The following is a 22,117-nucleotide window of genomic DNA, read 5'->3' on the forward strand; positions in this document are numbered from 1 at the left end:
CCTACTCGTCCCTCGCCCAGCCCCGCGAGCGCTCGACGGCCTCGGACCAGCGCTCGTAAGTGCGATCGGCGTCCTCCGGGTCCATCTCCGATTCGAACTCCCGGTCGATCTGCCAGTTATCGCGGAGCTCGTCGACGGTCTCCCAGTAGCCCACGGCGAGACCCGCGGCGTACGCGGAGCCGAGCGCGGTGGTCTCGTCGACCTCGGGCCGGACGATCTCCGAGCCGATGATGTCGGCCTGGAGCTGACAGAGGAAGTCGTTCTTCACCGCGCCGCCGTCCACGCGCAGCGAGCCCATCTCGATGCCCGAATCGGCCTCCATCGCCTCGGCGACGTCACGGGTCTGATACGCGATCGCCTCGAGGGTCGCCCGGACGATGTGTTCCTTCTTGGTGCCGCGGGTCATCCCGACGATCGTTCCCCTCGCCCTGCCGTCCCAGTGGGGCGCGCCGAGCCCGGTGAGCGCGGGGACGAAGTAGACCCCGTCGGTGGAGTCGACCCGGCTCGCGAGCTCGGCGGTCTGGGCCGCGCTCTTGATCAGCCCGATGTCCTCGAGGAACTCGACGGCCGCGCCGGTGATGAAGATCGACCCCTCAAGCGCGTAGTTGATCGGCTCCCCCGAGCGCTGGAACGCGACGGTCGTCAGCAGGCCGTGTTCGCTTTCGACTGCGTCCTCGCCGGTGTTCATCAGGAAGAAGCTACCCGTGCCGTAGGTGTTCTTCGCGTCGCCGGCGTCGAAGCAGGTCTGGCCGAACAGCGCGGCCTGCTGGTCGCCGAGCGCGCCCGCGACGGGCACCTCAGCCCCCAGAAAGCCGTCGGGGTCGGTATGGCCGTAGTAGTCGTCGTCCGAGGAGGGGCGTACCTCGGGGAGACACGCCTCGGGAACGCCGAACTCCTCCAGGAGCTCGTCGTCCCAGTCGGCGTCGTGGATGTCGTACAGCATCGTCCGCGAGGCGTTGGTCACGTCCGTGATATGGTTGCCCGTGAGCTTGTGGATCAGCCACGTGTCGATCGTCCCGAACAGCACCTCGCCCTCCTCGGCGCGGTCGCGCACGCTCTGTTGCTTTGCGGGTTCGAGCTTCATCGGGTCGGCGTTCTCGAGGATCCACTCGGCCTTCGTCGCCGAGAAGTAGGCGTCGGCCTCGAGCCCGGTCTTCTCGCGGATGGTCCCGGCCATCCCCGCGTCCTGGAGCTCCTCTACCCTGTCGGTCGTCCGGCGGTCCTGCCAGACCAGCGCCTCGTGGACCGGCGTGCCCGAGTCGCGGTCCCAGAGCACCGTCGTCTCGCGCTGGTTGGTGACGCCGATCGCCGCCAGCTGGTCGGCGTCGATCCCCGCCTCCGAGAGCGCGTCCGTCATCACCGACTTGGTGTTCTCCCAGATCTCGACGGGGTCGTGTTCGACCCAGCCGGGCTGGGGGTAGATCTGTTCGTGTTTCTCGTACGCGTTGGCGACGACCTGTCCCGCGTGGTCGAACACCATAAAGCGCGTTCCGGTCGTCCCCTGGTCGATCGCACCGACGAATTGTTCGCTTGTCATGGTTAGTGTCGTTTCCGGGGCGCCCCGGTCCGACGGCACCATTCTTTATCGAAGAGTGCCGTACTACCAATAACCAATACTGACATTCATGATAAACCTTTCCTACCGCTCGCGGGCAGATCCGTGGGTCGCGTCGAACACCTGTCGGAAGACGAGCGTCGGGAACCGGGGCTCGACGCGGCTCGGCGGGCGCCCCAGCCCGTCGGTTCGTTCCGCGCGCACCCGGTCGAGGACGCCGGTTTCGGCCAGTTCGTAGAGGAACCGCTTGACCGTCGCCGTCGAGAGCTCGAGCGAGCCCTCGCTTGCGACGGTCTCCGCGGTCTCGCCGATCGACTGCCCGCTCGTATCGAGGTCGAGCAGCCGCCTGAGGACGCGCTGTCGGTTCTCGGGTAGCGCCAGCACGCACCCGATCGCCACGCCGGACCGTGGGACGGCCTCCATGCCGGCGTCGACCGCCCCCGACTCGATCGTTCGCTTGCCCGCCTCGTCCGCCCGCACCGCCGCGCCGAACAGCGCCGCGAGCGCGTCGTGGACGTCGCCGTTGGCCCACGTCGCGATCCGCCGGAGCTCCTCATGTGGGATCGCCTGATGTGCGAGCCCCCGCGAGGCCCGGCTCGTCAGGATGTCCACGAGCGCGTAGCGCTGATAGCTCGGGAGGTGGACGGTCGAGTCGATCGGCGTCCCGTACTCCCCGGGCGGCTGGCGGCCGATCGCGAGCCACGCGATCGAGTCGGGAACGCGACCGAGGAACGCCTCGACGGTGTCGACGGGGACGGTTTCGGAGCGCCCGAGGTGATCGACCGCCACGACCGCCGTCCGATCCGACCCGCCGAACGCTCCCTCCAACCGCTCGACGAGGTGGTCGTCGCCGACGCCCTGTTTCGGGATCCGCTCGTCGAGCAGGGCGTCGAGGATCGCGTGCCGGAGGCCGAACTCGCTTCGCGTCCCGCGCGCGTCGACGTAGGCGAACTCGGCCATGTCGCCGCCCTCCACGCGCGTGCTCGTGTGGATGCTCGTGCGGCTCTCGTCGCTCACTCGCTCGAGTTCCGAGAACAGCGCCGTGACGAGCGCGGACTTGCCCGACCCCTTCGGCCCCCAGACGTAGGTGTTCGACGGGAGCTCGCCACCGAGTGCGGGTTCGAGGCCGTCGAGCAGCTGCTCCAGGGCCGAGCCCCGGCCGTCCGGGTCCCGGACGTGGGCGGCCGGGCTGAGCGCGTCGTAGCTCCTGATCAACTGCGGACCGCCGTCGGATCGTCGCCGCCTCGCGACGCGTTCTTCGATGTTCATCGTATCAGGGAGGGTGGGCGGACACCGATGGACCGTGTGTCCGACGGGTGCCGTCGTCCCGGGATCCCCGGACCGCGCTCGCGACCCCGATCTCGGGGGACGTTCGACCGACGGGAAACCGGTTCGGGACGGTCATTACTAATCTAACAATCAGTCATGTGGGAAATAGTTTACTCCTGGGTCGCGTCGAGGGGTAAAGTAAAGTAGACGGGAGCCAACGGGAAGACGATGACAGACAGGGTCGACGTCCTCGTCGTCGGCGGCGGCTCGACGGGCTGTGGCATCGTCCGCGACCTGGCGATGCGCGGGCTCTCGGTGGCGCTCGTCGAGCAGGGCAACCTCACCCACGGTACGACGGGGCGGATGCACGGGCTGCTCCACAGCGGCGGCCGGTACGCCGTCTCCGACCAGGCGAGCGCGCGCGAGTGTATCGAGGAGAACAGGGTGCTGCGCGAGATCGCGGGCCACTGCGTCGAGATGACCGGCGGGATGTTCGTCCAACTGGAGGACGACCCCGACGAGTACTTCGAGCAGAAACTCGAGGGGTGTCGGGAGTGTGACATCCCCGCGGAGGTCCTCTCGGCCGAGGAGGCCCGCGAACGCGAGCCGTATCTCACCCGCGAGGTCAAACGCGCGATCGCGGTGCCCGACGGCGCGGTCGATCCGTTCCGCCTCTGCGTGGCCAACGCGGCCGACGCGATCGAACACGGTGCGCGCGTCGAGACCCACGCGAAGGTGACCGACGTCCTCGTGGAGGGCGGGGAAGGCGAGGCACGAAGTGCCTCGGAGATGCCGAGCGGGCGAGGCCCGCGAGGCCGTGTCGTCGGCGTGGAGGTCGAACACGAGTCGGGGCCCGGAAAGCGAGACCACGCCGAGCCCGGCACCGTCGAGGAGATCCGGGCCGACCACGTCGTGAACGCGACGGGCGCGTGGGCCGGGCGCGTCGGAGAGATGGCCGGCGTCGACGTCGAGGTCCGGCCCTCGAAGGGCGTGATGGTGATCATGAACGCCCGGCAGGTCGATACGGTGATCAACCGCTGTCGGAAGAAGGGCGACGCCGACATCATCGTCCCCCACGAGACGACCGCGATCCTGGGGACCACGGACGTCGAGGTCGACGACCCCGAGGACTATCCCGAGGAGCGCTGGGAGGTCGACATGATGATCGAGGAGCTCTCGGGACTCGTGCCGATCCTCGAGGACGCCCGGACCATCCGCTCCTTTTGGGGCGTCCGGCCGCTGTACGAACCCCCTGGAACCGGAACGACCGACCCCACCGACATCACGCGAGACTTCTTCCTGCTCGACCACGAGGACCGCGATTCCCTGCCGGGGATGACTAGCATCGTCGGCGGGAAGTTCACCACCTACCGGCTGATGGCCGAGAAGATCTCTGACCACGTCTGCGAGAAGCTCGACGTCACCGCGGAGTGTCGTACCGCCGACGAGCCGCTCCCCGGCAGCGAGGACTTCTCGGTGCTTCGCGACTACATGGACGAGTTCGGGCTCCGCTCCCCGATCGCCCGCCGCAGCGTCCAGCGGCTCGGTTCGCGGGCCGACGAGGTGCTGAAGACCGACGAACCCAACCCCGTGATCTGTGACTGCGAGGCGGTCACGCGCGCGGAGATCCAGGACGCCATCGAGGGCGCGGGAAGCGACCTCAACGCCGTGCGGATCAGGACCCGCGCCTCGATGGGCAACTGTCAGGGCGGCTTCTGCTGTCACCGGATGGCCGGCGAGCTCCACCCCGAGTACGACGAGGCGACCGTCAGCGAAGCGTGGGACGAGCTCGTACAGGAGCGCTGGAAGGGCGAGCGCCACGCGCTGTGGGGCGAGGGGCTCTCGCAGGCCGCCTTGAACTACCAGCTCCACGGCACGACGATGAGCCTCGACCGCGAGCCCGCCGTAACGGAGTTCGACGCGTTCGATTCGGGCGCCGAGGCGGCGACGGACGGCGATGAGCGAACCCACGGTGAGCGCGAGCGAGACGAGCGCGATCCACATCGGACCGCGAGACGGTCCGAGGATGGTTCGCGATCCTCGTCGGATCCTCGATCCGACGGCGGGCGACGGGGAGGCGACCATGGCGATTGAGGACGACGTACTCGTGATCGGCGGCGGGCTCGCGGGCGCGACCGCGGCCATCGTCGCCGCGCGCGGCGGGGCCCGAACCCGGCTTGTCACGCACAAGGAGAACACGCTGCGCAACGCCAGCGGGCTGGTCGACGTGCTGGGCTATCACGGGAGCGACGAGCCGATCGTCGAGCCCTTCGAGGCGATCCCCGACCTGCCCGACGAGCACCCCTATCGGACGGTGGGCGTCGACGCGGTCCGCGAGTCGCTCGCGCTGTTCGACGAACTCACCGAGGGGCTCTACGAGGGCGGGCACACCGACGTGAACGCGCTCTCGCCGACCTACGGCGGGCGGATCAAACCCACGAGCCGGTATCCGACGAGTGCGGCGGCGGGGCTGGCGAGCCGAGCCGAGGACACGCTGCTGGTAGGCTTCGAGGTCGTCACGGGCTTCGACGCGCCGCTCGCGGCCGAGCGTCTCGACGCCTCGGTGCCGTTCGACGTCCGGGGGGTCACGGTCCGGTTCCCCGGCGAGTTCCGGGCCGACGCCCGGGTCACCCGGCTGGCGAAGGCGCTCGACGCCGACGAGCTGCTCGATCGCGAGAACCGAACCGGCACCCGCGAGGCGCTCGCGGATCTGGTCGCCGAGCACCTCGGCGATGCGGAACGCGTGGGCTTTCCCGCGCTGCTGGGCGACCACGACCCCGGCGCGGTACGCGAAACCCTCGAGGCCGAACTCGGCGTGCCGGTCTTCGAGGTGCCGATGGGGCCGCCGAGCCTGCCGGGGATGCGCCTCGAGGACCGCCTCGAGGAGGCCCTCGACGCGGAGGGCGTGCGCGTCGAGTCGGGCAACCCGGCCGTCGATTACACCGAGGACGAGGGCCGGATCACCTCGGTCTCGATCGACCGGGGCCGACGCGAGACCCCCTATCACGCGGATCAGGTCGTGCTGGCGACGGGCGGGCTCGTGGGCAAGGGGATCGACTCCGATCGCGAGGGGATCAGCGAGCCGGTCTTCGACTGTCACGTCCCCCAGCCCGAGGAGCGCTACGAGTGGTTTCATGACCACGTCTTCGACGACCAGCCGTTCGCCCGCTTCGGGATGGACACCGATGATAGCCTCCGGCCGCTCGATTCCGAGGGCGAGCCAGAGTTCTCGAACCTCCGGGCGGCGGGCGCGGTGCTGGGCGGCTACGATCTGGCGCGCGAGAAATCGGGAAGCGGCGTCTCGCTGGCGACCGGACTGGTCGCCGGCCGAAACGCGAGCGAGGATCTAACAACACAATGAGTGACGCAGAGAGTTCCGACGAGTTCGAACCGGTAGAAGTGTTCCCCGAGGCCGAGTCCGGAGGGATGGACCTCCGATCGGGGGCCGACGACTGTTACAAATGTTCGACCTGCGACAGCGAGTGTCCGGTCGCGGCCGTCGACGACGACTTCCCCGGCCCGAAGTTCCAGGGGCCGGAACAGTGGCGCCTGAAGCGCAAGAGCGATCAGGACATCGACGACTCGGTGATGAACTGCTCGAACTGCATGCGCTGTGACTCGGCCTGTCCCTCGGACGTGCCGCTCAGCCAGATGCACAACACCGCGCGGGGGACCTTCGTCGAGAACCAGATGGCGAAGCTCTCCCGGGAGTACATCCGCAATCGGATCCTCTCGAACTACGGCACGCTCGCGTGGGTCGGCTCGAAGGTCCCCCGCCTGACGAACTTCCTGATGAGTAATTCGGTAGTTCAGGAGGTCAACGAGAAGGTGATGGGAATCACCGCCGAGCGGGAGTTCCCCGAGTTCGCCGAACAGACCTTCCGGGAGTGGTGGTCCGAAAGGGACGGAGCCAACGTGGAGAGCGACGAGAAGCGCGTCGCGTACTTCCACGGCTGCTACTCGAACTACAACACCCCCGAGGTCGGCAAGGCGATGGTGCGGGTCTTCGAGTCCTTCGGCTACGAGGTCATGGTGCCGCCCCAGAAGTGCTCGGGCACCCCGATGTTCGCCAACGGGATGTTGCCCGACGCGCGGCGCGCCGCGGAAACCAACGTCGCCGAGCTCTCGGCGGCCATCGAGGACGGCGCCGACGTCATCGCCTCGTGTACCTCCTGTTCGCTCTCGCTTCGCCAGGAGTACCCCGAGCTGTTCGATCTCGATGGCATCGAGGACGTCTCCGCGCACACCTACGAGGCGCTGGAATACCTCCGGATCCACGAGGACCTCTCGGGGGCACTGGAGGAAAGCGAGGTCGATTCCGAGCGCTTCGCCTATCACGCGCCGTGTCACGCGCGCAACCAGGGGCTCGCGGGACAGGCGATCGAGCTGCTCGATCGGGTCGAGGGTGCGGAGGCCGAGGACGTCGGCGACTCGTGTTCGGGCATTTCGGGCACCTACGGCTGGAAGGAGGAGAAGTACGACACCTCGATGAAGATCGGCGCGGAGATGTTCCACCACATGGAGGACGCCGAACCCGACGCGGGGATGACCGAGTGTCCGACCTGCGCGATGCAGATGGAACACGGGACGGGCTACGAGGTCCGACATCCCCTTCAGGTGATGGAGGACGCGCTGGTCGATTAATCGCGGTCGTCCCACCAGTCGAGCCACGCGAACAGCGGGCCCGAGAGCCCCTCGGAGCTGATTTTGACGCTACCGTTGAGGCGGACGGTCGCCGGCGGGCTCTCGCCGAACTCCGTGGGAACGTCGACCGTGAGGTCCTCGGCGGTGAGTTCGATCGTCTCGTCGCGCGCGAGGTTTCGATCGATCACCGAGTCGGCGGTGTCGAGCCAGGTCGTCGACTCCTTTCGTTCGTCCGCGTCCCCGCCGGCGTCGGTGTCGCTCATACTCGGGGTAGGGAGCCGAAGCCCCCTGTAGTTTCCTCCGGCGGTCGTTCAGATCGCGGTGTCCTCGGTGTAGTCGAGCGAGTCGGTGTAGTGATCGAACCCGAGGACGACCGCGGCGCCGACGAGCGTCGCGCCGACGACCGCGGCGAGCAGGCCGGGCGTCCAGACCTCGGTCGCGGCGGCGGCCTCGTCGACGGGCAGGCGAAGCGCCCCGACCATCAGCCCGACGAGGAAGCCGAGCGTCGCCATCCGGTTGCGTTCGAGCGCGCGCCTCACGAGCCGGGCCATCGTCAGCAGGCCGACGGTCGCCCCGACCATGAAGACGACGACCGGGACGCCCGGGTCGACGACCGCTTCGAGCGATCCGTCGCCGAACAGGCCGACCAGCGCGTCCGTAAACTCGGTCAGCGCGCCGAGCATGTATTCGTACTGCCCGAGGATGTAGAGGAAGGCCGCCCCCGAGATCCCCGGGAGGACCATCGCCGAGATGGCGATCGCCCCCGCGAGAAAGACGAGCAGGAGGCTCGCCTCCCCGCCCGACTCGGTCGCACCACTGACGAAAAAGGCCAGTACCGCCCCGAACAGGAGTGCCCCGATTCGACCGGGCGTGTCGACATCGGTCACCCGGTAGATCACGACCGCCGAGGCGGCGATCAGGCCGAAGAAGAAGCCGTTCAGCACGGCGGGATACGCCTCGAACGCAGCGGTGATCAGCCGGGACATGAGGAGGACGGCCGTTCCGATCCCCAGCCCGAGGACCAGCAGGAAGGGGACGTCCATTTCGAGGAGGTCGTCGCGAAATCGGGTGCGGCCCTCGCCGCTCGCGAGCGCGGGCACCGTCGCGAGGATTCGGGGGTCGAGGCCGGCGATGGCGGCGATCAGCCGGTCGTAGATCCCCGCGATGAGGGCGATCGTCCCGCCCGAGACGCCGGGGACGATGTCGGCCGCGCCCATACAGACACCCTTCAGATAGATCGAGAGCCACTCGCGCATTGGCTTTCGTTCCCCGTCGGGGGACAAAACCGCACCGATCACTCGTCGGCAGCCCCTTCGACCGCGACCGTCCCGCCCCGTAGATCGCCGCCCCGATCGCGAGGAGCGATAACGGCTTCCCGCTTCGGCAAGTAGCACGGCGCGTGACCGAGTACACCACCGTCTCCATCCCGAAGGACCTGGCCGAGCGCGTCGAGGAGACCATCGAGGGTACGAGCTTCCAGAGCACGAGCGACCTCGTGCGCTTCCTCCTGCGTAGCATCGTCATCCAGCACCAGAAACGGGGCGAGCTCACCGAGGCGGAGTTCGAGGAGATCACCGACCAGCTCCGCGATCTGGGGTATCTGCAGTAGCTCAGAGCGACTCGGTCGGCGGCTCGGCCGCGAGGAGTTCGAGGGGCTGGCGGTCGCCCCGCCTGTCGAAGGCCGCGAACCCCTCGGGCTCCCAGGGGGGCACCGCGACGAGCATCGTCGCGTGCAGGTCGTCGGTGAGTTCGACCGTCAGCTTCCCCTGTGGATGCGAGACGAACCGCCCCTGGGTCCGGCCGGCCGGCGTCGAGAAGTCCATCCCGAAGACCGCGTTGACCGAGCGGCCCGCGTCGGGGTGGTAGAAATGCGTGAAGACGGGCGTCTCGGCGGGGAGGCCGAGCTCCTCGTCGTCGTCGAACTCGCCCGCGGGGGTAGTCCCGAGGCCGACGGAGAACCGCTCGGGCTCGGCCTCCTCGGCGAACTCGAGGAGGGCCGTCGCCAATCCGCGCGTGATGTAGACCACTTACTACCTATACCCGCCCCACAATCATAACTATTCTGCCAGTTATAGCGGGAGGAACGTCCGGATGCTCTTCGCGTAGAGCCGCGGGGAGTTCTTCCGCGAGCCCGCGAGCGCCTCGCGCAGCGCCTCGGGCGCGTCGTCGGTCACCGGCTCGCCGTGGCCGACGAGGACCCGCTCGGGGAGGAAGCCCCGCAGGGCGGTCGGCGGGAACAGCCGGCGAGCGGGGTGGACGCCGAGGCGCTCGCCCGGCGCGCGGAAGAACTCGGCGGTGCCGACGCTCTCGGCGACCACCAGCGTGCCGCTCTCGTCGTTATAGAGGCCGACCTCCGTCCAGACCGGGGTATCGAGGACAGCGAAGGATCGATAGCCGGTGTCGGGCAACCCGTCGGCGAACGTCTCGACGGGCGCGTCGATCTCCTCGCGGGCCTCGGCGAACTCCTCGGGGAGGTAGACCGGGACCACGTGGCGGTTCGCGACCTCCGCGGCGTCGCGGGTGTGGCGATCGAGCAACACGACGACCCCGCGGACCTCGCCTACCTCCTCGACCCATCCGTCGAGCTCGGGCGTATCGACGGGGTCGATCAGCCAGACGTCGCCGTCCTCGACGAGCGCGTGGCTCGCACGCCGCATCTCCTCCTCGGGGAAGGCGATCCAGCTGAAGCCCCCGTCGAACTCCTCGACCCTGCGTGCGTCCCTCGCCTCGCCGCCCTGTTTCATCGGCATGGACGAGGGTAGGGCACCCAGCCCGATAAAACGCCGCCTCAGGAGGCACTCGCGTCCGTCGCGCTACGCGAGGATCCACACACCCGGAGACTCGGGCACGCCGTCCGGCCCGCCGGCGCCTCACGACTTATGGCGGTCCGCGAGTATCCTCGGCCATGCTCCAGTCCCTGGACCACCTCGCCCTCGAGGTCAAGTACCTCGACCGGGCCCGCGAGTTCTACACGACCCGTCTCGGGTTGCCGGTCGAGCGCGAGAGCGACACCGAACTCGTCTTTCGTGCCGGCGAAACGGAGCTGGTCCTGCGTCGTCCCCGTGCCGTCCCCCGTGGCGGCCTGCACACCCACTACGCCTTTTCCACCCCTCCCTCGGAGTACGACGACTGGTGGGCACGGTTAGAGGACCTCGAACCCGTCGAACACAGCTTCGGCTCCGCGCGCTCGCTGTACGTCGACGACCCCGACGACCACTGCGTCGAGATCGGGGAGGCGGGAGACGGCGAGGGATCGGGGCTCACCGGGATCTTCGAGGTCGTTCTCGAAGTCGCGGAGCTCGACCGGGCTGAGGACTTTTACACCGACCTCGGCTTCGGGGTCGTCGATCGGGGGGACGAACGGCGGCGGGTACGATTGGCGGGGCCGATGGACCTCGAACTCTGGGAGCCCCAGCTGGGACTCGCGGACGCCCGCGGTGGCGTCCACGTCGACCTCGGGTTCGGGACGGCCGACCCCGACGACGCTGTGGCGAACGTCAGAGACCGTGCCTGTGCGGTCGAACGGGTGGACGGCGGGCTGCGGGTCCTCGATCCCGACGGCCACTCCCTGACGTTCGAGTAGTTACGTTTCGAAATAGCTATGGCGCGACCCTTGACAGGGACGGTGTGGACGGCGACTCCCTCCAGTTTCTGACGCTCTATGCGACCCGCTTCGCGGAGGGGTTCGGTTTCATCACGCTGATCACGCTGCTGCGGGATTCGGGAGCTCATCTGGCGACCGGGATCGGTCGCCGGGCCGCTCATCGCCGGCTGGCTCATGGTCGAAGTGAGCATGGCTTCGGTGTTCTACGTCGGCAGCGCCTTCGCGATCACGGGCGTGCTCGCCTTCCTCGGGATCCTCGTCTCCGATCACGGCAGTGGCGCGCTGACGACGTGGTGAGCCCCGAACTCAGAGTCGATCCGTGTCGACGCTCACGCCCGGCGGCGTGACGATGAGGAACTGCCGGAAGTGGACGAGCTCGCCGCCGTCCTCGCTGATCTCGCGCGCGAAGCCGCTCGCGAGCTCGTTCAGTTCGCCGTCGACCGCGAGGACGAGGACCTCGCCGCGCTCGGTGGCCGCGATCCACTCCTCGGGGGGAGTGGTCCCGTCGAGAACGCCGAGCGTTACCTTCCGCGACCCCTCGCTCTCCTCGTCCTCGTCGTCGATGTGTTCCTCGACCGACCGCAGGTCGAGGTTGAAGTCTGCCATACGCTGGGGGTCGCTCCCCGCCCGCAAAAAGTCTAGCGTCGGCCGCCGCCCGCTCAGTCCTTGTACTCCCGGCGGAACCCGCGGAACTCCGCGCGGTGGGCCTCCTCGTCGCTGAGGAGGTCGACGGCGAGGTCCTCCGTGACGGGGTCGTTTGCCTCCTCGGCGGCGGTGATCAACGACCGGTAGGTCTCGATCGCGTCCTCCTCGGCCTCGATCACGCCGTCGATGACGCTGAGAATGTCCGTGCTGTTCTCGGGGGGCTGGAGCCCCTGCTGGCCCGCCTCGAACTCGCCCGATGCCGGCGGCCGGGCGTCGAGCTGCTTGAGGCGCTGGCCGAGCATGCGCGCGTGGTTGAGCTCCTCGTCGACGTCCAGATCGAGGCTCTCCTTGATCCCCTCGGCGTGGACCCCGTCGAGGACGATCGAGTTCGCCAGGTAGTTCATCACGGTCTCGAGTTCGTCCATATACGCCTCCCGCAGGAGGTCGATGACCTGATCGTTCGTCATGCGATCGCCCTTCGGCTGCCACCCCCTTCAGTGTGTCCGCTGCACCAACACTCGTCCAGTTTCGGGGCGCGCGCCGCGCTTCTGGACATAGATTCCACAAGAAAAGAGTCGAATATTTCTGACGTCGGCCTGCCCGCCGTCCGTCGGGCACTATACCGTACCCAGATATCCAATGAGATTAAGGACATTATACAACGGTGCAGTCGTGCGGTTTCCCGGATCGTACCAGCGAGCCGAACGGTATCTCGCACCACGGCGCGGCGTCGCAGCGGTGGGTTTATATATCACGGCGGCTCTGGAAACGAACACCATGTCCAATAACAACATGGACGCCTCCGACACCAGTCGGGGGGGTCGAGTTCTTCCAGGGCACGTTAGCTTCCAGTGACGAGATCGAGACGGTACGGGTTTTCGACACCACACTACGTGACGGAGAGCAGACGCCGCGGACGTCGTTCAGTTACGACGACAAGCGCGAGATAGCAGCGGTGCTGGACGAGATGGGGACCCACGTCATCGAGGCCGGGTTCCCCGTCAACAGCGACGCGGAGTTCGAGGCGGTCAGCGACATCGCCGCCTCGACGAGTTCGACGGTCTGCGGGCTGGCCCGCGTCGTCGAGAAGGACGTCGAGAGCGCGATCGATTCGGGCGTGGGGATGATCCACGTCTTCGTCTCGACCAGCGACGTCCAGATCGAGGACTCGATGCACGCCACCCGTGAGGACGTCAAGGAGCGGGCGGTCGAATCGGTACAGCGCGTCAACGACGCGGGCGTCGAGGTGATGTTCTCGCCGATGGACGCCACGCGCACCGACAGCGAGTTCCTCGCCGAGATCCTCGAGGCCGTCGACGAGGTCGGCGTCGACTGGATCAACATCCCCGACACCTGCGGGGTCGCGACCCCCAGTCGAATGAGCGCGCTGGTGAAGCTCGTCCGCGAGCACACCGACGCGCGCGTCGACGTCCACGCCCACGACGACTTCGGGATGGCGAGCGCGAACGCCATCGCCGGCTTCGAGGCCGGCGCCGAGCAGGCCCAGGTCAGCGTCAACGGCATCGGCGAGCGCGCGGGCAACGCGGCCTACGAGGAGGTCGTGATGGCCGCCGAATCGATCTACGGGATCGACACCGGGATCGACACGACGAGGATCACGGAGCTGTCGCGCCTGATCGAGGAGAAGAGCGACGTCCCGGTGCCGGCGAACAAGCCGATCGTCGGGGCAAACGCCTTCTCCCACGAGAGCGGGATCCACGCTGCGGGCGTGATCGAGAACAGCGACACGTTCGAGCCGGGGATCATGACCCCCGAGATGGTCGGCGCGAAGCGCGAGCTCGTGTTGGGCAAGCACACCGGCACCCACTCGGTCCGGGAGTTCCTGACCGAGGCCGGCTTCGATCCCACCGACGGGGAGGTCCGCGAGATCACCCGTCGGGTGAAGGACTACGGCGCGGAGAAGAACCGCGTCACCCGGAGCGACGTCGAGCGCTTCGCCCGCGAGATCGGGGTCTCTCGGGAGGAGGAGGTCAGAGCGTAGATGGCCCCTCGAGCGCGCGCCGGCCAGCGACGCCACAGCGGAGACGGGACCCGGAAGGGTTATTACCCACGGCTTCCCACACCGCAGATAGATGCAGACGACCACCGCTCTCGGGCCGGCGCTTCCCGACAGCGACGCGGTCGTAGCGCGCGCGCTCATTATTGTAGGGGTTTAGCCCCTACACCACCCACTCTCCTCGACCCGGCCGCACCGTCTCCCGACCACCAGCACGCGCGCTATCCCAACCGATGAACCCACGAACCGACCGCTGTCGACCGCCGCATCGCCCGCAAACCAGTGCCGAACGGACCGAACGATGAGCAAGCAAGCATCCACCACGATCGACGACGAGGAGAGCGATCCGGACGTCGAACTACCCGTCGAGAACGGCGCGAGTTCGGTGATCCGCGCGCTCGAGGGCGCGGGCGTCGAGACCTGCTTCGGCGTCCAGGGCGGGGCGATCATGCCCGTCTACGACGCGCTGTACGACTCCTCGATCCGCCACGTCACGATGGCCCACGAGCAGGGCGCGGCCCACGCCGCGGACGCCTTCGGGATCGTCGCCGGCGAACCCGGCGTCTGTCTCGCGACCTCGGGGCCGGGCGCGACCAATCTCGTGACCGGGCTCGCGGACGCCGACATGGATTCGGACCCGGTCCTCGCGCTCACCGGCCAGGTCGCGACGGCGTCGGTCGGCAACGACGCCTTCCAGGAGACCGACACGACGGGCGTCACGCGCCCGATCACGAAGACGAACTACTTCGCGACCGACGCCGACACGGTCGGCGACACCGTCGCCGAGGCGTTCGCGCTCTCGGGGACGGGTCGACCCGGCCCCACGGTCGTCGACCTCCCGAAGGACGTCACCAACGCCGGAACCGACCGGGAGCCGGGCCCGCCCCGGACGCCCGACACCTACGACCCGCAGTACGAGGCCGACGACGAGGCCGTCGAGCAAGCGGTCCGGAGCCTCGAGCGCGCCGAGAAGCCCGTCATCCTGGCGGGCGGCGGCGTGATCAAGGGCGAGGCCAGCGACGCCCTCAGGGCCTTCGCCACCGAGTACGGGATCCCCGTCGTGACGACGATGCCCGCGCTGGGCTCGTTCCCCGAGGACCACGAGCTGGCGATGGAGATGGCCGGGATGCACGGCACCGGCTACGCGAACATGGCGATCACCCACTGCGATACGATGCTGGCGGTGGGCTGTCGGTTCGACGACCGCCTCACCGGCGGCATCGAGACGTTCGCGCCCGACGCCGAGGTCCTGCACGCGGACATCGACCCCGCGGAGATCTCGAAGAACATCGAGGCCGACGTCGCGCTGATCGGCGACGCCGGCACCGTCCTCGAGCAGCTCGACGCCGAGATGACCCGGGCGCCCGACGCTCCCGAGTGGCGCGAGCAGTGTACGACGTGGAAGGCCGAGTACCCGATGGACTACGCCGCGCCCGAGGAGCGGCCGCTGCGCCCCGAGTTCGCCGTCGAGGCGATGGACGAGGCGACGCCCGACGACGCGATCGTCACCACGGGCGTCGGTCAGCACCAGATGTGGGCGTGTCAGTACTGGACCTATCGCCACCCGCGGACGTGGGTCTCCTCCCATGGGTTAGGAACGATGGGCTACGGCCTGCCCGCCGCGATCGGCGCGAAGGTCGCGAAGCCCGACACCGAGGTCGTCTGCTTCGAGGGCGACGGCTCCTTTTTGATGACCTGTCAGGAGCTCGCGGTCGCGGTGCGGGAGAACCTCGACATCACCGTCGCGGTGTTGAACAACTCCTCGGTGGGGATGGTCCGCCAGTGGCAGGACGCCTTCTTCGAGGGGCGCCACTCGGCCTCGCAGTACCCGTGGGTGCCCGCGTTCGACAAGCTCGCCGAGGCGTTCGGCGCACAGGGCTTCTCGGTCCACGAGTACGACGAGGTCGTCGAAACCGTCGAGGCCGCGATCGCCCACGACGGCCCCTCGGTGATCGACTTCCACATCGACCCCGAGTCGAACGTCTACCCGATGGTGCCCAGCGGCGGGGACAACGGGCAGTTCGCCCTCTCGGAGGACCAGCTATGAGCGAACAGGAACCGGAACAGCGGGTCAACGAGCTGCGGGGGCCCGCACCCGAGGAGCGCCCCCGGCCGACGGGCCGGCGAAACAGCCAGGGGATGCGGATCGACCCCGAGGTCGAGGCCGAGCCCCGATCCCGGCGGACCGCGATCTCGGCGCTGGTCGAGAACGAGCCCGGCGTGCTCGCGAAGGCCTCGGGACTGGTCTCCCGGCGGCAGTTCAACATCGAGAGCCTCACCGTGGGGACGACGACCAATCCCGAGACCTCGCGGATCACGCTCGTCATCGAGGAGCCCGAGCCGGGGATCCGGCAGGTCGAGAAGCAGCTGGAGAAGCTGCTGCCCGTGATCTCGGTCCAGGAGCTGGGCGACAGCGCGATCCAGCGCGAGCTGGTGATCCTGAAGGTCCACGGCGACGAGCCCGACAAGGTCCAGGCGGTCACCGAGATGTACGACGGGACCGTCCTGGACGCCGGCCCGCGGACGATCTCGATCGAGATCACCGGCGGCGAGGGGAAGATCGACGACGCGATCGACGCGTTCCAGCAGTTCGGCATCCGCGAGCTGGCCCGGACGGGCCAGACCGCGATCGCGCGCGGCGACGTCTGGACGACGGACGTCGAGGAGGAACGGTACGAACGAATGCACGAGAGCTGGCGGACCACGACGACGACCACGAACGATGACTGAGGAAGCAACGATCTACTACGACGACGACGCACAGCGCAGCCAGATCGAGGACAAGACCGTAGCCGTTCTGGGCTACGGCAGCCAGGGCCACGCCCACGCACAGAACCTCGCCGACAGCGGGATCGACGTGGTCGTCGGTCTCAAGGAGGGGTCGTCCTCCCGGGACGCCGCCCGCGAGGACGGCCTCTCGGTGGGGACCCCGAAGGAGGCCGCCGCACAGGCCGAGATCGTGAGCGTGCTGGTGCCCGACACGGTCCAGCCCGCGGTCTACGCCGACATCGAGGAGGAGCTCGAACCCGGGAACACGCTGCAGTTCGCCCACGGGTTCAACATCCACTACAACCAGATCAATCCCCCCGAGGACGTCGACGTGACGATGATCGCGCCGAAGACGCCCGGGCACCTCCTCAGGAGGAACTACGAGAACGACGAGGGCACGCCCGCGCTGCTCGCGATCTACCAGGACGCAACGGGCGAGGCCAAGGACGAGGCGCTCGCGTACGGCCAGGCGATCGGCTGTACGCGCGCGGGCGTCGTCGAGACCACCTTCCGCGAGGAGACCGAGACCGACCTGTTCGGCGAGCAGGCGGTGCTCTGTGGCGGGATCGCGAGCCTGATCAAGCAGGGCTACGAGACGCTGGTCGACGCGGGCTACAGCCCGCAGATGGCCTACTTCGAGTGTCTCAACGAGATGAAGCTCATCGTCGACCTGATGTACGAGGACGGGCTCGGCGGGATGTGGGACTCGGTCTCCGATACGGCGGAGTACGGCGGGCTCACCCAGGGCGACGTCGTCATCGACGACCACGCCCGCGAGAACATGGAGGAGGTCCTGCAGGGCGTCCAGGACGGCACGTTCGCCCGCGAGTGGATCGCGGAGAACCAGGCCGGGCGGCCGAGCTACACCCAGCTGCGCCAGGCCGAGAAGGACCACGAGATCGAGGAGGTCGGCGCGGAGCTGCGCGCGCTGTTCGCGTGGGCCGAGGAGGAGGACGAGGACGAACAGGAGAGGGTGACCGCGGATGACTGATGAGAAACAGCGGATGAAGGACGTCGATCACACCCACCCCTACGACGACCGGAGCGCGGGCGCGCTGTTCGCGCGCGGGCCGGTCGTGGCCGCGGACGGCGGGCGTGATCCGAACCGGGAGCCGAACGAGAGCATGAAGGACGTCGATCACACCCCGCCGCACGACGAGGAGGGCGCGACGCGCGTCTTCGAGCGCGGCGAGGAGTACGACGGGGACGTAGTAGAAGAATGAGCGAACGCACCCTCTACGACAAGGTCTGGGACGAGCACGCTGTCACCGAACTCCCCACGGGCCAGACCCAGCTGTTCGTGGGCCTGCACCTCATCCACGAGGTGACCAGCCCGCAGGCGTTCGGGATGCTCAAGGAGCGCGACATGGAGGTCGCATACCCCGAGCGCACCCACGCGACGGTCGACCACATCGTCCCGACGGCGGATCAGTCCCGACCGTACGGCGACGACGCCGCCGAGGAGATGATGCGCGAGCTCGAGGAGAACGTCCGCGAGGCGGGCATCGAGTTCGACCATCCCGACACCGGCGACCAGGGGATCGTCCACGTCATCGGCCCCGAGCAGGGGATCACCCAGCCGGGGATGACGATCGTCTGTGGCGACTCCCATACGAGCACGCACGGCGCGTTCGGCGCGCTCGCCTTTGGCATCGGAACCAGCCAGATCCGCGACGTGCTCGCGACGGGGACGGTCGCGATGGAGAAACAGAAAGTGAGGAAGATCGAGGTCACGGGCGAGCTCGGCGACGGCGTCGAGGCCAAGGACGTGATCCTCGAGATAATCAGGAGACTGGGCACCGAGGGTGGCGTCGGCTACATCTACGAGTACGCCGGCGAGGCCATCGAGAACCTCGGCATGGAGGGTCGGATGTCGATCTGCAACATGTCGATCGAGGGCGGGGCCCGCGCGGGCTACGTCAACCCCGACGAGACCACCTACGAGTGGCTCGCCGAGACCGACGCCTTCGAGGACGACCCCGAGCGATTCGAGCGGCTCAAGCCCTACTGGGAGTCGGTTCGTTCGGACGAGGACGCCGAGTACGACGACGTCGTCACGATCGACGGCTCGTCGCTGGAGCCGGTCGTCACCTGGGGCACGACCCCGGGCCAGGGCGTCGGCATCACCCAGCCGATCCCCCATCCCGACGAACTGCCCGCGGACAAGCAGGACACCGCCCGGCGCGCCCAGGACCACATGCGCGTCGAGCCCGGCGACACGATGGAGGGCTACCCCATCGACGTCGCCTTCCTCGGCTCGTGTACGAACGCCCGATTGGCCGACCTGCGCCGCGCGGCCGAACTCGTCGAGGGCCGCGAAGTCCCCGAGGACGTCCGGGCGCTCGTCGTCCCCGGCAGCCAGCGCGTCCAGCGCGCCGCCGAGGAGGAGGGCCTGAAGGACGTCTTCGAGACCGCGGGCTTCGAGTGGCGAAATGCCGGCTGTTCGATGTGTCTGGGCATGAACGAGGATCAGTTGGAGGGCGATCAGGCGTGTGCCTCCTCGTCGAACCGCAACTTCGTCGGCCGCCAGGGGAGCAAGGACGGGCGCACCGTCCTGATGAACCCCCGGATGGTCGCCGCGGCGGCGATCACCGGCGAGGTGACCGACGTGCGTACGCTGGAGGAGGTGAGCCTGGCATGAGCACCGAGAACGAACGGGACGCGAACCGCGAGGACGGGCCCGCCGAGATCGTCGACCGCGTCTCGGGCACCGGCATCCCGATCCGGGGCAACGACATCGACACCGACCAGATCATCCCCGCGCGGTTCATGAAGGTCGTCACCTTCGACGGGCTGGGCGAGTTCGCCTTCTTCGACCAGCGCTTCGACGGCGAGGACAACGAGAAGGACCACCCGTTCAACGAGGAGCAGTATCAGGGGGCGAACGTCATGGTGGTCAACGCGAACTTCGGCTGTGGCTCCTCGCGCGAGCACGCACCCCAGGCGCTTCAGCGCTGGGGGATCGACGCCATCGTCGGCGAGTCGTTCGCGTCCATCTTCGCGGGCAACTGCCTCGCGCTCGGCATTCCCACGGTGACCGCGAGCCCCGAGGAGATCGGCGCGCTCCAGGCGTTCGTCGAGGAGAACCCCGACGCCGAGATCACCGTCGACGTCGAGCGCGAGCTCGTCGTCTACGGGAGCGGCGACGAGGAGACGGCGGTCAACGTCGACGTCGCGGACGCCCAGCACAAGGCGCTCGTCGAGGGCGTCTGGGACACCACGGCACTGATGAAAGCCAACGAGGACGCGGTGCGCGAGACCGCCGACTCCCTGCCATACATGAGCGATGACTGAGGAGATCGCCGTCGTCCCTGGCGACGGGATCGGCCAGGAGGTGACGCCCGCCGCCGTGGAGGTGCTCGAAGCCGTCGGCGAGTTCGAGTTCACGGAGGCCGACGCCGGCGACGCGGTAAAGGACGAAACCGGCGAGGCACTGCCCGAGGAGACCTACGAACTGGCCGCGAGCGCGGACGCGACGCTGTTCGGTGCCGCGGGCGAGAGCGCGGCCGACGTGATCCTCCCGCTGCGGGAGGCCGTCGGCTCCTTTGTCAACGTCCGGCCCGCCCGCGCGTATCCCGGCGTCGACGCGCTGCGCCCCGAGACGGACCTCGTCTTCCTGCGGGAGAACACCGAGGGCGTCTACTCGGGCCACGAGAACAGGCTGAGCGAGGACCTCTCGACGCTCACTCGCGTGGTGACGAGTTCGGCCTCGGAGCGCCTCGCGGAGTTCGCCTGCGAGTACGTCGCCGAGGGCGACCACGACGGCTTCACTGTCGCCCACAAGGCCAACGTGATGCGCGAGACGGACGGACGGTTCCGCGAGGACGTGTTGGCGGTCGCCGAGGAGCGCGGCGTCGACGCCGACGAGGTGCTGATGGACGCTTTCGCGACCCACGTCTGTCTTGACCCTGAAGAGTTCGGCGTCGTCGTCTGTCCGAACCTCGCGGGCGACGTACTTTCGGACTTGGCGGCCGGCCTCGTCGGCGGGCTCGGCTTGCTTCCGAGCGCGAACATCGGCGAGGAGAACGCGCTGTTCGAGCCGGTCCACGGCACCGCCCCCGACATCGCCGGCGAGGGGGTCGCCAACCCGACCGCCGCCATCCTGAGCGCGGCGATGTTGCTCGATCATCTGGGCTACGACGAGGAGAGCGAGCGGGTCGACAGTGCGGTGACGGGCGTGCTCGAGGAGGGCCCCCGGACGGCGGACCTCGGCGGCGAGGCGAGCACCGAGGACGTGACGAGCGCGATCGTCGACCGCCTGTAGCGTCCGACCCATCCCTTGCGGATCTCGACGGATGATCAGTTGGGTCGCTGACAACACGTTATTCTTCCTCTGTTCCTTTGAGCGGAATCTACTACCGGAACGCACCCGTCCCTCCCCGGGGTAGCCTCGGGTGCCGGCTGCCGAAGGGGGTTACCGTCGATCGGACCTCCTTCGGGGCTCGGTCTTCCCTTTCGAGGCGACCTCCGATCCCGGAGCACCGTCTCTCTTCACATGGGCCACTGTTCGTCACGTTCGCCCCTCGGGAACGCTTTTGACGCCGCCGGGTGTTGTCTACCGTATCATGCAAGCGGCGCGACTCCACGAGTACACCGAGGAGATGGACGAGGGTCTCACGATCGAGGAGGTCGACCGGCCCGAGGCGACCCGGTCGGACCACGTCGTCGTCGAGGTCGAGGGGGCGGGCTGGTGCCAGACGGACAACCACATCATCGAGGGGATGTGGACCGACTACGTCGACCAGGAGCTTCCGATGACGCTGGGCCACGAGAACGCCGGGGAAGTGGTAGAGATCGGCGAGGAGGTTTCAACCGTGGAGGTCGGCGACAAGGTGCTCTGTCATCCCCACGTGACCTGCGGGCAGTGCCGGGCCTGCCGCCTCGGCGAGGACATGCACTGCGAGAACGCGGTCTTCCCGGGGCTGAACGTCGACGGCGGGTTCGCGGACTACCTGCTGACCTCCGAGCGCGCGACCATCAGGCTGGACGACGTCGACCCCGTCGAGATCGCGCCCCACGCCGACGCCGGCATCACGGCGTACCACGCCGCACGCAAGGCCGTCCCGCACCTCTACCCGGGTAGCTACACGGTCGTCATCGGGATCGGCGGCCTGGGCCACATCGGGCTGCAGGCGATCGACGCGATGAGCGCGACGACCACGATCGCCGTCGACCTCAAGGACGAGGCGCTCTCGCTGGCCGACCGGCTCGGGGCGGACCACACGATCAACTCCGGCGACGAGGACGTCGCGGAGGCGATCGAGGCGATCACCGACGGCGCGGGCGCGGAGCAGGTGCTCGACTTCGTCGGCGCCGATGGGACGACGGCGCTCGCCCCGGATATCGTCGCGCCCGGCGGCGAGCACCACGTCATCGGCTACGGGGGACACATCCACGAACCCTCCCAGGCGCTGGTCAACGGGGAGTTCTCCTTCGTCGGGAACATCGTCGGGAAGTACACCGAGCTCCAGGAGCTCGTCGCGCTGGTCGAGGGCGGAGAGATGCACTTGGAGACCGCCCAGTACGGCCTCGACGAGATCAACGAGGTCGCCGAGGCGCTCGAACACGGCGAGATCGAGGGCCGGGCCGTCATCGTTCCATAGCCCGCCACAAC

The 22,117-nt window shown here is 68.3% G+C and carries 22 protein-coding genes and 1 pseudogene; 15 read left to right on the forward strand and 8 right to left on the reverse strand.

What is annotated here, in order from left to right:
* Position 1: 1 nt before the first annotated feature.
* Both glpK and WOA58_RS14205 read right to left on the reverse strand, forming a co-directional pair.
* Positions 2-1,537 carry a glycerol kinase GlpK gene (gene glpK / locus WOA58_RS14200; RefSeq protein WP_340604904.1) on the reverse strand — a complete coding sequence of 512 codons (1,536 nt, stop codon included), beginning with the start codon at positions 1,535-1,537 and terminating at the stop codon, positions 2-4.
* A 102-nt stretch (positions 1,538-1,639) separates the two neighbouring features.
* Positions 1,640-2,824, reverse strand: coding sequence for a Cdc6/Cdc18 family protein (locus tag WOA58_RS14205; RefSeq protein ID WP_340604905.1), 1,185 nt, complete (start codon positions 2,822-2,824; stop codon positions 1,640-1,642).
* Positions 2,825-3,052: 228 nt separating this feature from the next.
* Here WOA58_RS14205 and glpA point away from each other — a divergent pair, with 228 nt between their 5' ends.
* Genes glpA through WOA58_RS14220 form a run of 3 tightly spaced genes read left to right on the forward strand, consistent with a single transcriptional unit; the run spans position 3,053 to position 7,468 of the window.
* Positions 3,053-4,918 carry an anaerobic glycerol-3-phosphate dehydrogenase subunit GlpA gene (glpA, locus tag WOA58_RS14210; protein ID WP_340604906.1) on the forward strand — a complete coding sequence of 622 codons (1,866 nt, stop codon included), beginning with the start codon at positions 3,053-3,055 and terminating at the stop codon, positions 4,916-4,918.
* Positions 4,908-6,185: a glycerol-3-phosphate dehydrogenase subunit GlpB gene (gene glpB / locus WOA58_RS14215; protein ID WP_340605272.1), complete on the forward strand. Its 1,278-nt coding sequence runs from the start codon at positions 4,908-4,910 to the stop codon at positions 6,183-6,185. Before glpA ends, glpB begins: the two co-directional genes overlap by 11 nt.
* Positions 6,182-7,468: an anaerobic glycerol-3-phosphate dehydrogenase subunit C gene (locus tag WOA58_RS14220; protein WP_340604907.1), complete on the forward strand. Its 1,287-nt coding sequence runs from the start codon at positions 6,182-6,184 to the stop codon at positions 7,466-7,468. Before glpB ends, WOA58_RS14220 begins: the two co-directional genes overlap by 4 nt.
* Here the strand turns inward: WOA58_RS14220 and WOA58_RS14225 are convergent.
* Both WOA58_RS14225 and WOA58_RS14230 read right to left on the reverse strand, forming a co-directional pair.
* A complete protein-coding gene (locus WOA58_RS14225; RefSeq protein ID WP_340604908.1) occupies positions 7,465-7,731 on the reverse strand; it encodes a hypothetical protein in 267 nt (88 codons plus the stop codon). The two genes, WOA58_RS14220 and WOA58_RS14225, sit on opposite strands and share 4 nt — an antisense overlap.
* 48 nt (positions 7,732-7,779) lie before the next feature.
* Positions 7,780-8,724 (reverse strand): DUF368 domain-containing protein, encoded by a 945-nt coding sequence (locus WOA58_RS14230; RefSeq protein WP_340604909.1) that lies wholly within the window; start codon positions 8,722-8,724, stop codon positions 7,780-7,782.
* A 143-nt stretch (positions 8,725-8,867) separates the two neighbouring features.
* On the opposite strand from WOA58_RS14230, the gene WOA58_RS14235 reads away from it, so the two are divergent.
* Positions 8,868-9,077 (forward strand): ribbon-helix-helix domain-containing protein, encoded by a 210-nt coding sequence (locus tag WOA58_RS14235; protein WP_340604910.1) that lies wholly within the window; start codon positions 8,868-8,870, stop codon positions 9,075-9,077.
* Position 9,078: 1 nt separating this feature from the next.
* On the opposite strand, the gene WOA58_RS14240 is transcribed toward WOA58_RS14235, so the two are convergent.
* Positions 9,079-9,495: a hypothetical protein gene (locus WOA58_RS14240; protein ID WP_340604911.1), complete on the reverse strand. Its 417-nt coding sequence runs from the start codon at positions 9,493-9,495 to the stop codon at positions 9,079-9,081.
* A gap of 42 nt (positions 9,496-9,537) precedes the next feature.
* Complete coding sequence (locus WOA58_RS14245) at positions 9,538-10,218, reverse strand: hypothetical protein (RefSeq protein ID WP_340604913.1); 681 nt, start codon at positions 10,216-10,218, stop codon at positions 9,538-9,540.
* A 155-nt stretch (positions 10,219-10,373) separates the two neighbouring features.
* Between WOA58_RS14245 and WOA58_RS14250 the strand changes: the two genes are divergently transcribed.
* Positions 10,374-11,051 carry a VOC family protein gene (locus tag WOA58_RS14250; protein ID WP_340604914.1) on the forward strand — a complete coding sequence of 226 codons (678 nt, stop codon included), beginning with the start codon at positions 10,374-10,376 and terminating at the stop codon, positions 11,049-11,051.
* Positions 11,052-11,183: 132 nt separating this feature from the next.
* Positions 11,184-11,369, forward strand: a pseudogene (locus WOA58_RS19090) (MFS transporter); the annotation flags it as partial.
* Between the two features lie 9 nt (positions 11,370-11,378).
* Here WOA58_RS19090 and WOA58_RS14255 read toward each other — a convergent pair.
* Together WOA58_RS14255 and WOA58_RS14260 are read right to left on the reverse strand one after the other, a co-directional pair.
* Entirely contained in the window at positions 11,379-11,678 is a 300-nt protein-coding gene (locus tag WOA58_RS14255; RefSeq protein WP_340604915.1) for a DUF5779 family protein, read from the reverse strand.
* A 53-nt stretch (positions 11,679-11,731) separates the two neighbouring features.
* The gene (locus WOA58_RS14260) at positions 11,732-12,184 is read right to left on the reverse strand and encodes a ferritin-like domain-containing protein (protein WP_340604916.1); all 453 of its coding nucleotides are present in this window, start codon (positions 12,182-12,184) and stop codon (positions 11,732-11,734) included.
* Positions 12,185-12,501: 317 nt separating this feature from the next.
* Between WOA58_RS14260 and WOA58_RS14265 the strand changes: the two genes are divergently transcribed.
* The 9 genes from WOA58_RS14265 to WOA58_RS14305 all read left to right on the forward strand — a co-directional run bounded on the left by WOA58_RS14265 (position 12,502) and on the right by WOA58_RS14305 (position 22,106).
* The gene (locus WOA58_RS14265; RefSeq protein ID WP_340605273.1) at positions 12,502-13,719 is read left to right on the forward strand and encodes a LeuA family protein; all 1,218 of its coding nucleotides are present in this window, start codon (positions 12,502-12,504) and stop codon (positions 13,717-13,719) included.
* A 316-nt stretch (positions 13,720-14,035) separates the two neighbouring features.
* Positions 14,036-15,781 (forward strand): biosynthetic-type acetolactate synthase large subunit, encoded by a 1,746-nt coding sequence (gene ilvB / locus WOA58_RS14270; RefSeq protein WP_340604918.1) that lies wholly within the window; start codon positions 14,036-14,038, stop codon positions 15,779-15,781.
* On the forward strand, positions 15,778-16,464 hold the full coding sequence (ilvN, locus tag WOA58_RS14275) for an acetolactate synthase small subunit (protein WP_340604919.1): 687 nt from the start codon (positions 15,778-15,780) through the stop codon (positions 16,462-16,464). Before ilvB ends, ilvN begins: the two co-directional genes overlap by 4 nt.
* Positions 16,457-17,494, forward strand: coding sequence for a ketol-acid reductoisomerase (gene ilvC, locus WOA58_RS14280; RefSeq protein WP_340604920.1), 1,038 nt, complete (start codon positions 16,457-16,459; stop codon positions 17,492-17,494). The genes ilvN and ilvC overlap by 8 nt, the downstream gene beginning before the upstream one ends.
* The gene (locus WOA58_RS14285) at positions 17,487-17,726 is read left to right on the forward strand and encodes a hypothetical protein (RefSeq protein ID WP_340604921.1); all 240 of its coding nucleotides are present in this window, start codon (positions 17,487-17,489) and stop codon (positions 17,724-17,726) included. Before ilvC ends, WOA58_RS14285 begins: the two co-directional genes overlap by 8 nt.
* Positions 17,723-19,144, forward strand: coding sequence for a 3-isopropylmalate dehydratase large subunit (leuC, locus tag WOA58_RS14290; RefSeq protein WP_340604922.1), 1,422 nt, complete (start codon positions 17,723-17,725; stop codon positions 19,142-19,144). Before WOA58_RS14285 ends, leuC begins: the two co-directional genes overlap by 4 nt.
* Positions 19,141-19,797: a 3-isopropylmalate dehydratase small subunit gene (gene leuD / locus WOA58_RS14295; RefSeq protein WP_340604923.1), complete on the forward strand. Its 657-nt coding sequence runs from the start codon at positions 19,141-19,143 to the stop codon at positions 19,795-19,797. The genes leuC and leuD overlap by 4 nt, the downstream gene beginning before the upstream one ends.
* Positions 19,790-20,767, forward strand: coding sequence for a 3-isopropylmalate dehydrogenase (gene leuB / locus WOA58_RS14300; RefSeq protein WP_340604924.1), 978 nt, complete (start codon positions 19,790-19,792; stop codon positions 20,765-20,767). Before leuD ends, leuB begins: the two co-directional genes overlap by 8 nt.
* A 301-nt stretch (positions 20,768-21,068) precedes the next feature.
* Positions 21,069-22,106 carry an NAD(P)-dependent alcohol dehydrogenase gene (locus tag WOA58_RS14305; RefSeq protein ID WP_340604926.1) on the forward strand — a complete coding sequence of 346 codons (1,038 nt, stop codon included), beginning with the start codon at positions 21,069-21,071 and terminating at the stop codon, positions 22,104-22,106.
* Positions 22,107-22,117 lie beyond the last annotated feature (11 nt).

It is taken from the genome of Halalkalicoccus tibetensis (genome assembly GCF_037996645.1).
GTDB lineage: Archaea > Halobacteriota > Halobacteria > Halobacteriales > Halalkalicoccaceae > Halalkalicoccus > Halalkalicoccus tibetensis.

Excerpts from the sequence above, each read along its gene's own strand:
- glpK (WP_340604904.1), bottom strand. The coding sequence starts at position 1,537 with ATGACAAGCGAACAATTCGTCGGTGCGATCGACCAGGGGACGACCGGA.
- WOA58_RS14205 (WP_340604905.1), bottom strand. The coding sequence starts at position 2,824 with ATGAACATCGAAGAACGCGTCGCGAGGCGGCGACGATCCGACGGCGGT.
- glpA (WP_340604906.1), top strand. The coding sequence starts at position 3,053 with ATGACAGACAGGGTCGACGTCCTCGTCGTCGGCGGCGGCTCGACGGGC.
- glpB (WP_340605272.1), top strand. The coding sequence starts at position 4,908 with ATGGCGATTGAGGACGACGTACTCGTGATCGGCGGCGGGCTCGCGGGC.
- WOA58_RS14220 (WP_340604907.1), top strand. The coding sequence starts at position 6,182 with ATGAGTGACGCAGAGAGTTCCGACGAGTTCGAACCGGTAGAAGTGTTC.
- WOA58_RS14225 (WP_340604908.1), bottom strand. The coding sequence starts at position 7,731 with ATGAGCGACACCGACGCCGGCGGGGACGCGGACGAACGAAAGGAGTCG.
- WOA58_RS14230 (WP_340604909.1), bottom strand. The coding sequence starts at position 8,724 with ATGCGCGAGTGGCTCTCGATCTATCTGAAGGGTGTCTGTATGGGCGCG.
- WOA58_RS14245 (WP_340604913.1), bottom strand. The coding sequence starts at position 10,218 with ATGCCGATGAAACAGGGCGGCGAGGCGAGGGACGCACGCAGGGTCGAG.
- WOA58_RS14250 (WP_340604914.1), top strand. The coding sequence starts at position 10,374 with ATGCTCCAGTCCCTGGACCACCTCGCCCTCGAGGTCAAGTACCTCGAC.
- WOA58_RS14255 (WP_340604915.1), bottom strand. The coding sequence starts at position 11,678 with ATGGCAGACTTCAACCTCGACCTGCGGTCGGTCGAGGAACACATCGAC.
- WOA58_RS14260 (WP_340604916.1), bottom strand. The coding sequence starts at position 12,184 with ATGACGAACGATCAGGTCATCGACCTCCTGCGGGAGGCGTATATGGAC.
- ilvB (WP_340604918.1), top strand. The coding sequence starts at position 14,036 with ATGAGCAAGCAAGCATCCACCACGATCGACGACGAGGAGAGCGATCCG.
- ilvN (WP_340604919.1), top strand. The coding sequence starts at position 15,778 with ATGAGCGAACAGGAACCGGAACAGCGGGTCAACGAGCTGCGGGGGCCC.
- ilvC (WP_340604920.1), top strand. The coding sequence starts at position 16,457 with ATGACTGAGGAAGCAACGATCTACTACGACGACGACGCACAGCGCAGC.
- WOA58_RS14285 (WP_340604921.1), top strand. The coding sequence starts at position 17,487 with ATGACTGATGAGAAACAGCGGATGAAGGACGTCGATCACACCCACCCC.
- leuC (WP_340604922.1), top strand. The coding sequence starts at position 17,723 with ATGAGCGAACGCACCCTCTACGACAAGGTCTGGGACGAGCACGCTGTC.
- leuD (WP_340604923.1), top strand. The coding sequence starts at position 19,141 with ATGAGCACCGAGAACGAACGGGACGCGAACCGCGAGGACGGGCCCGCC.
- leuB (WP_340604924.1), top strand. The coding sequence starts at position 19,790 with ATGACTGAGGAGATCGCCGTCGTCCCTGGCGACGGGATCGGCCAGGAG.
- WOA58_RS14305 (WP_340604926.1), top strand. The coding sequence starts at position 21,069 with ATGCAAGCGGCGCGACTCCACGAGTACACCGAGGAGATGGACGAGGGT.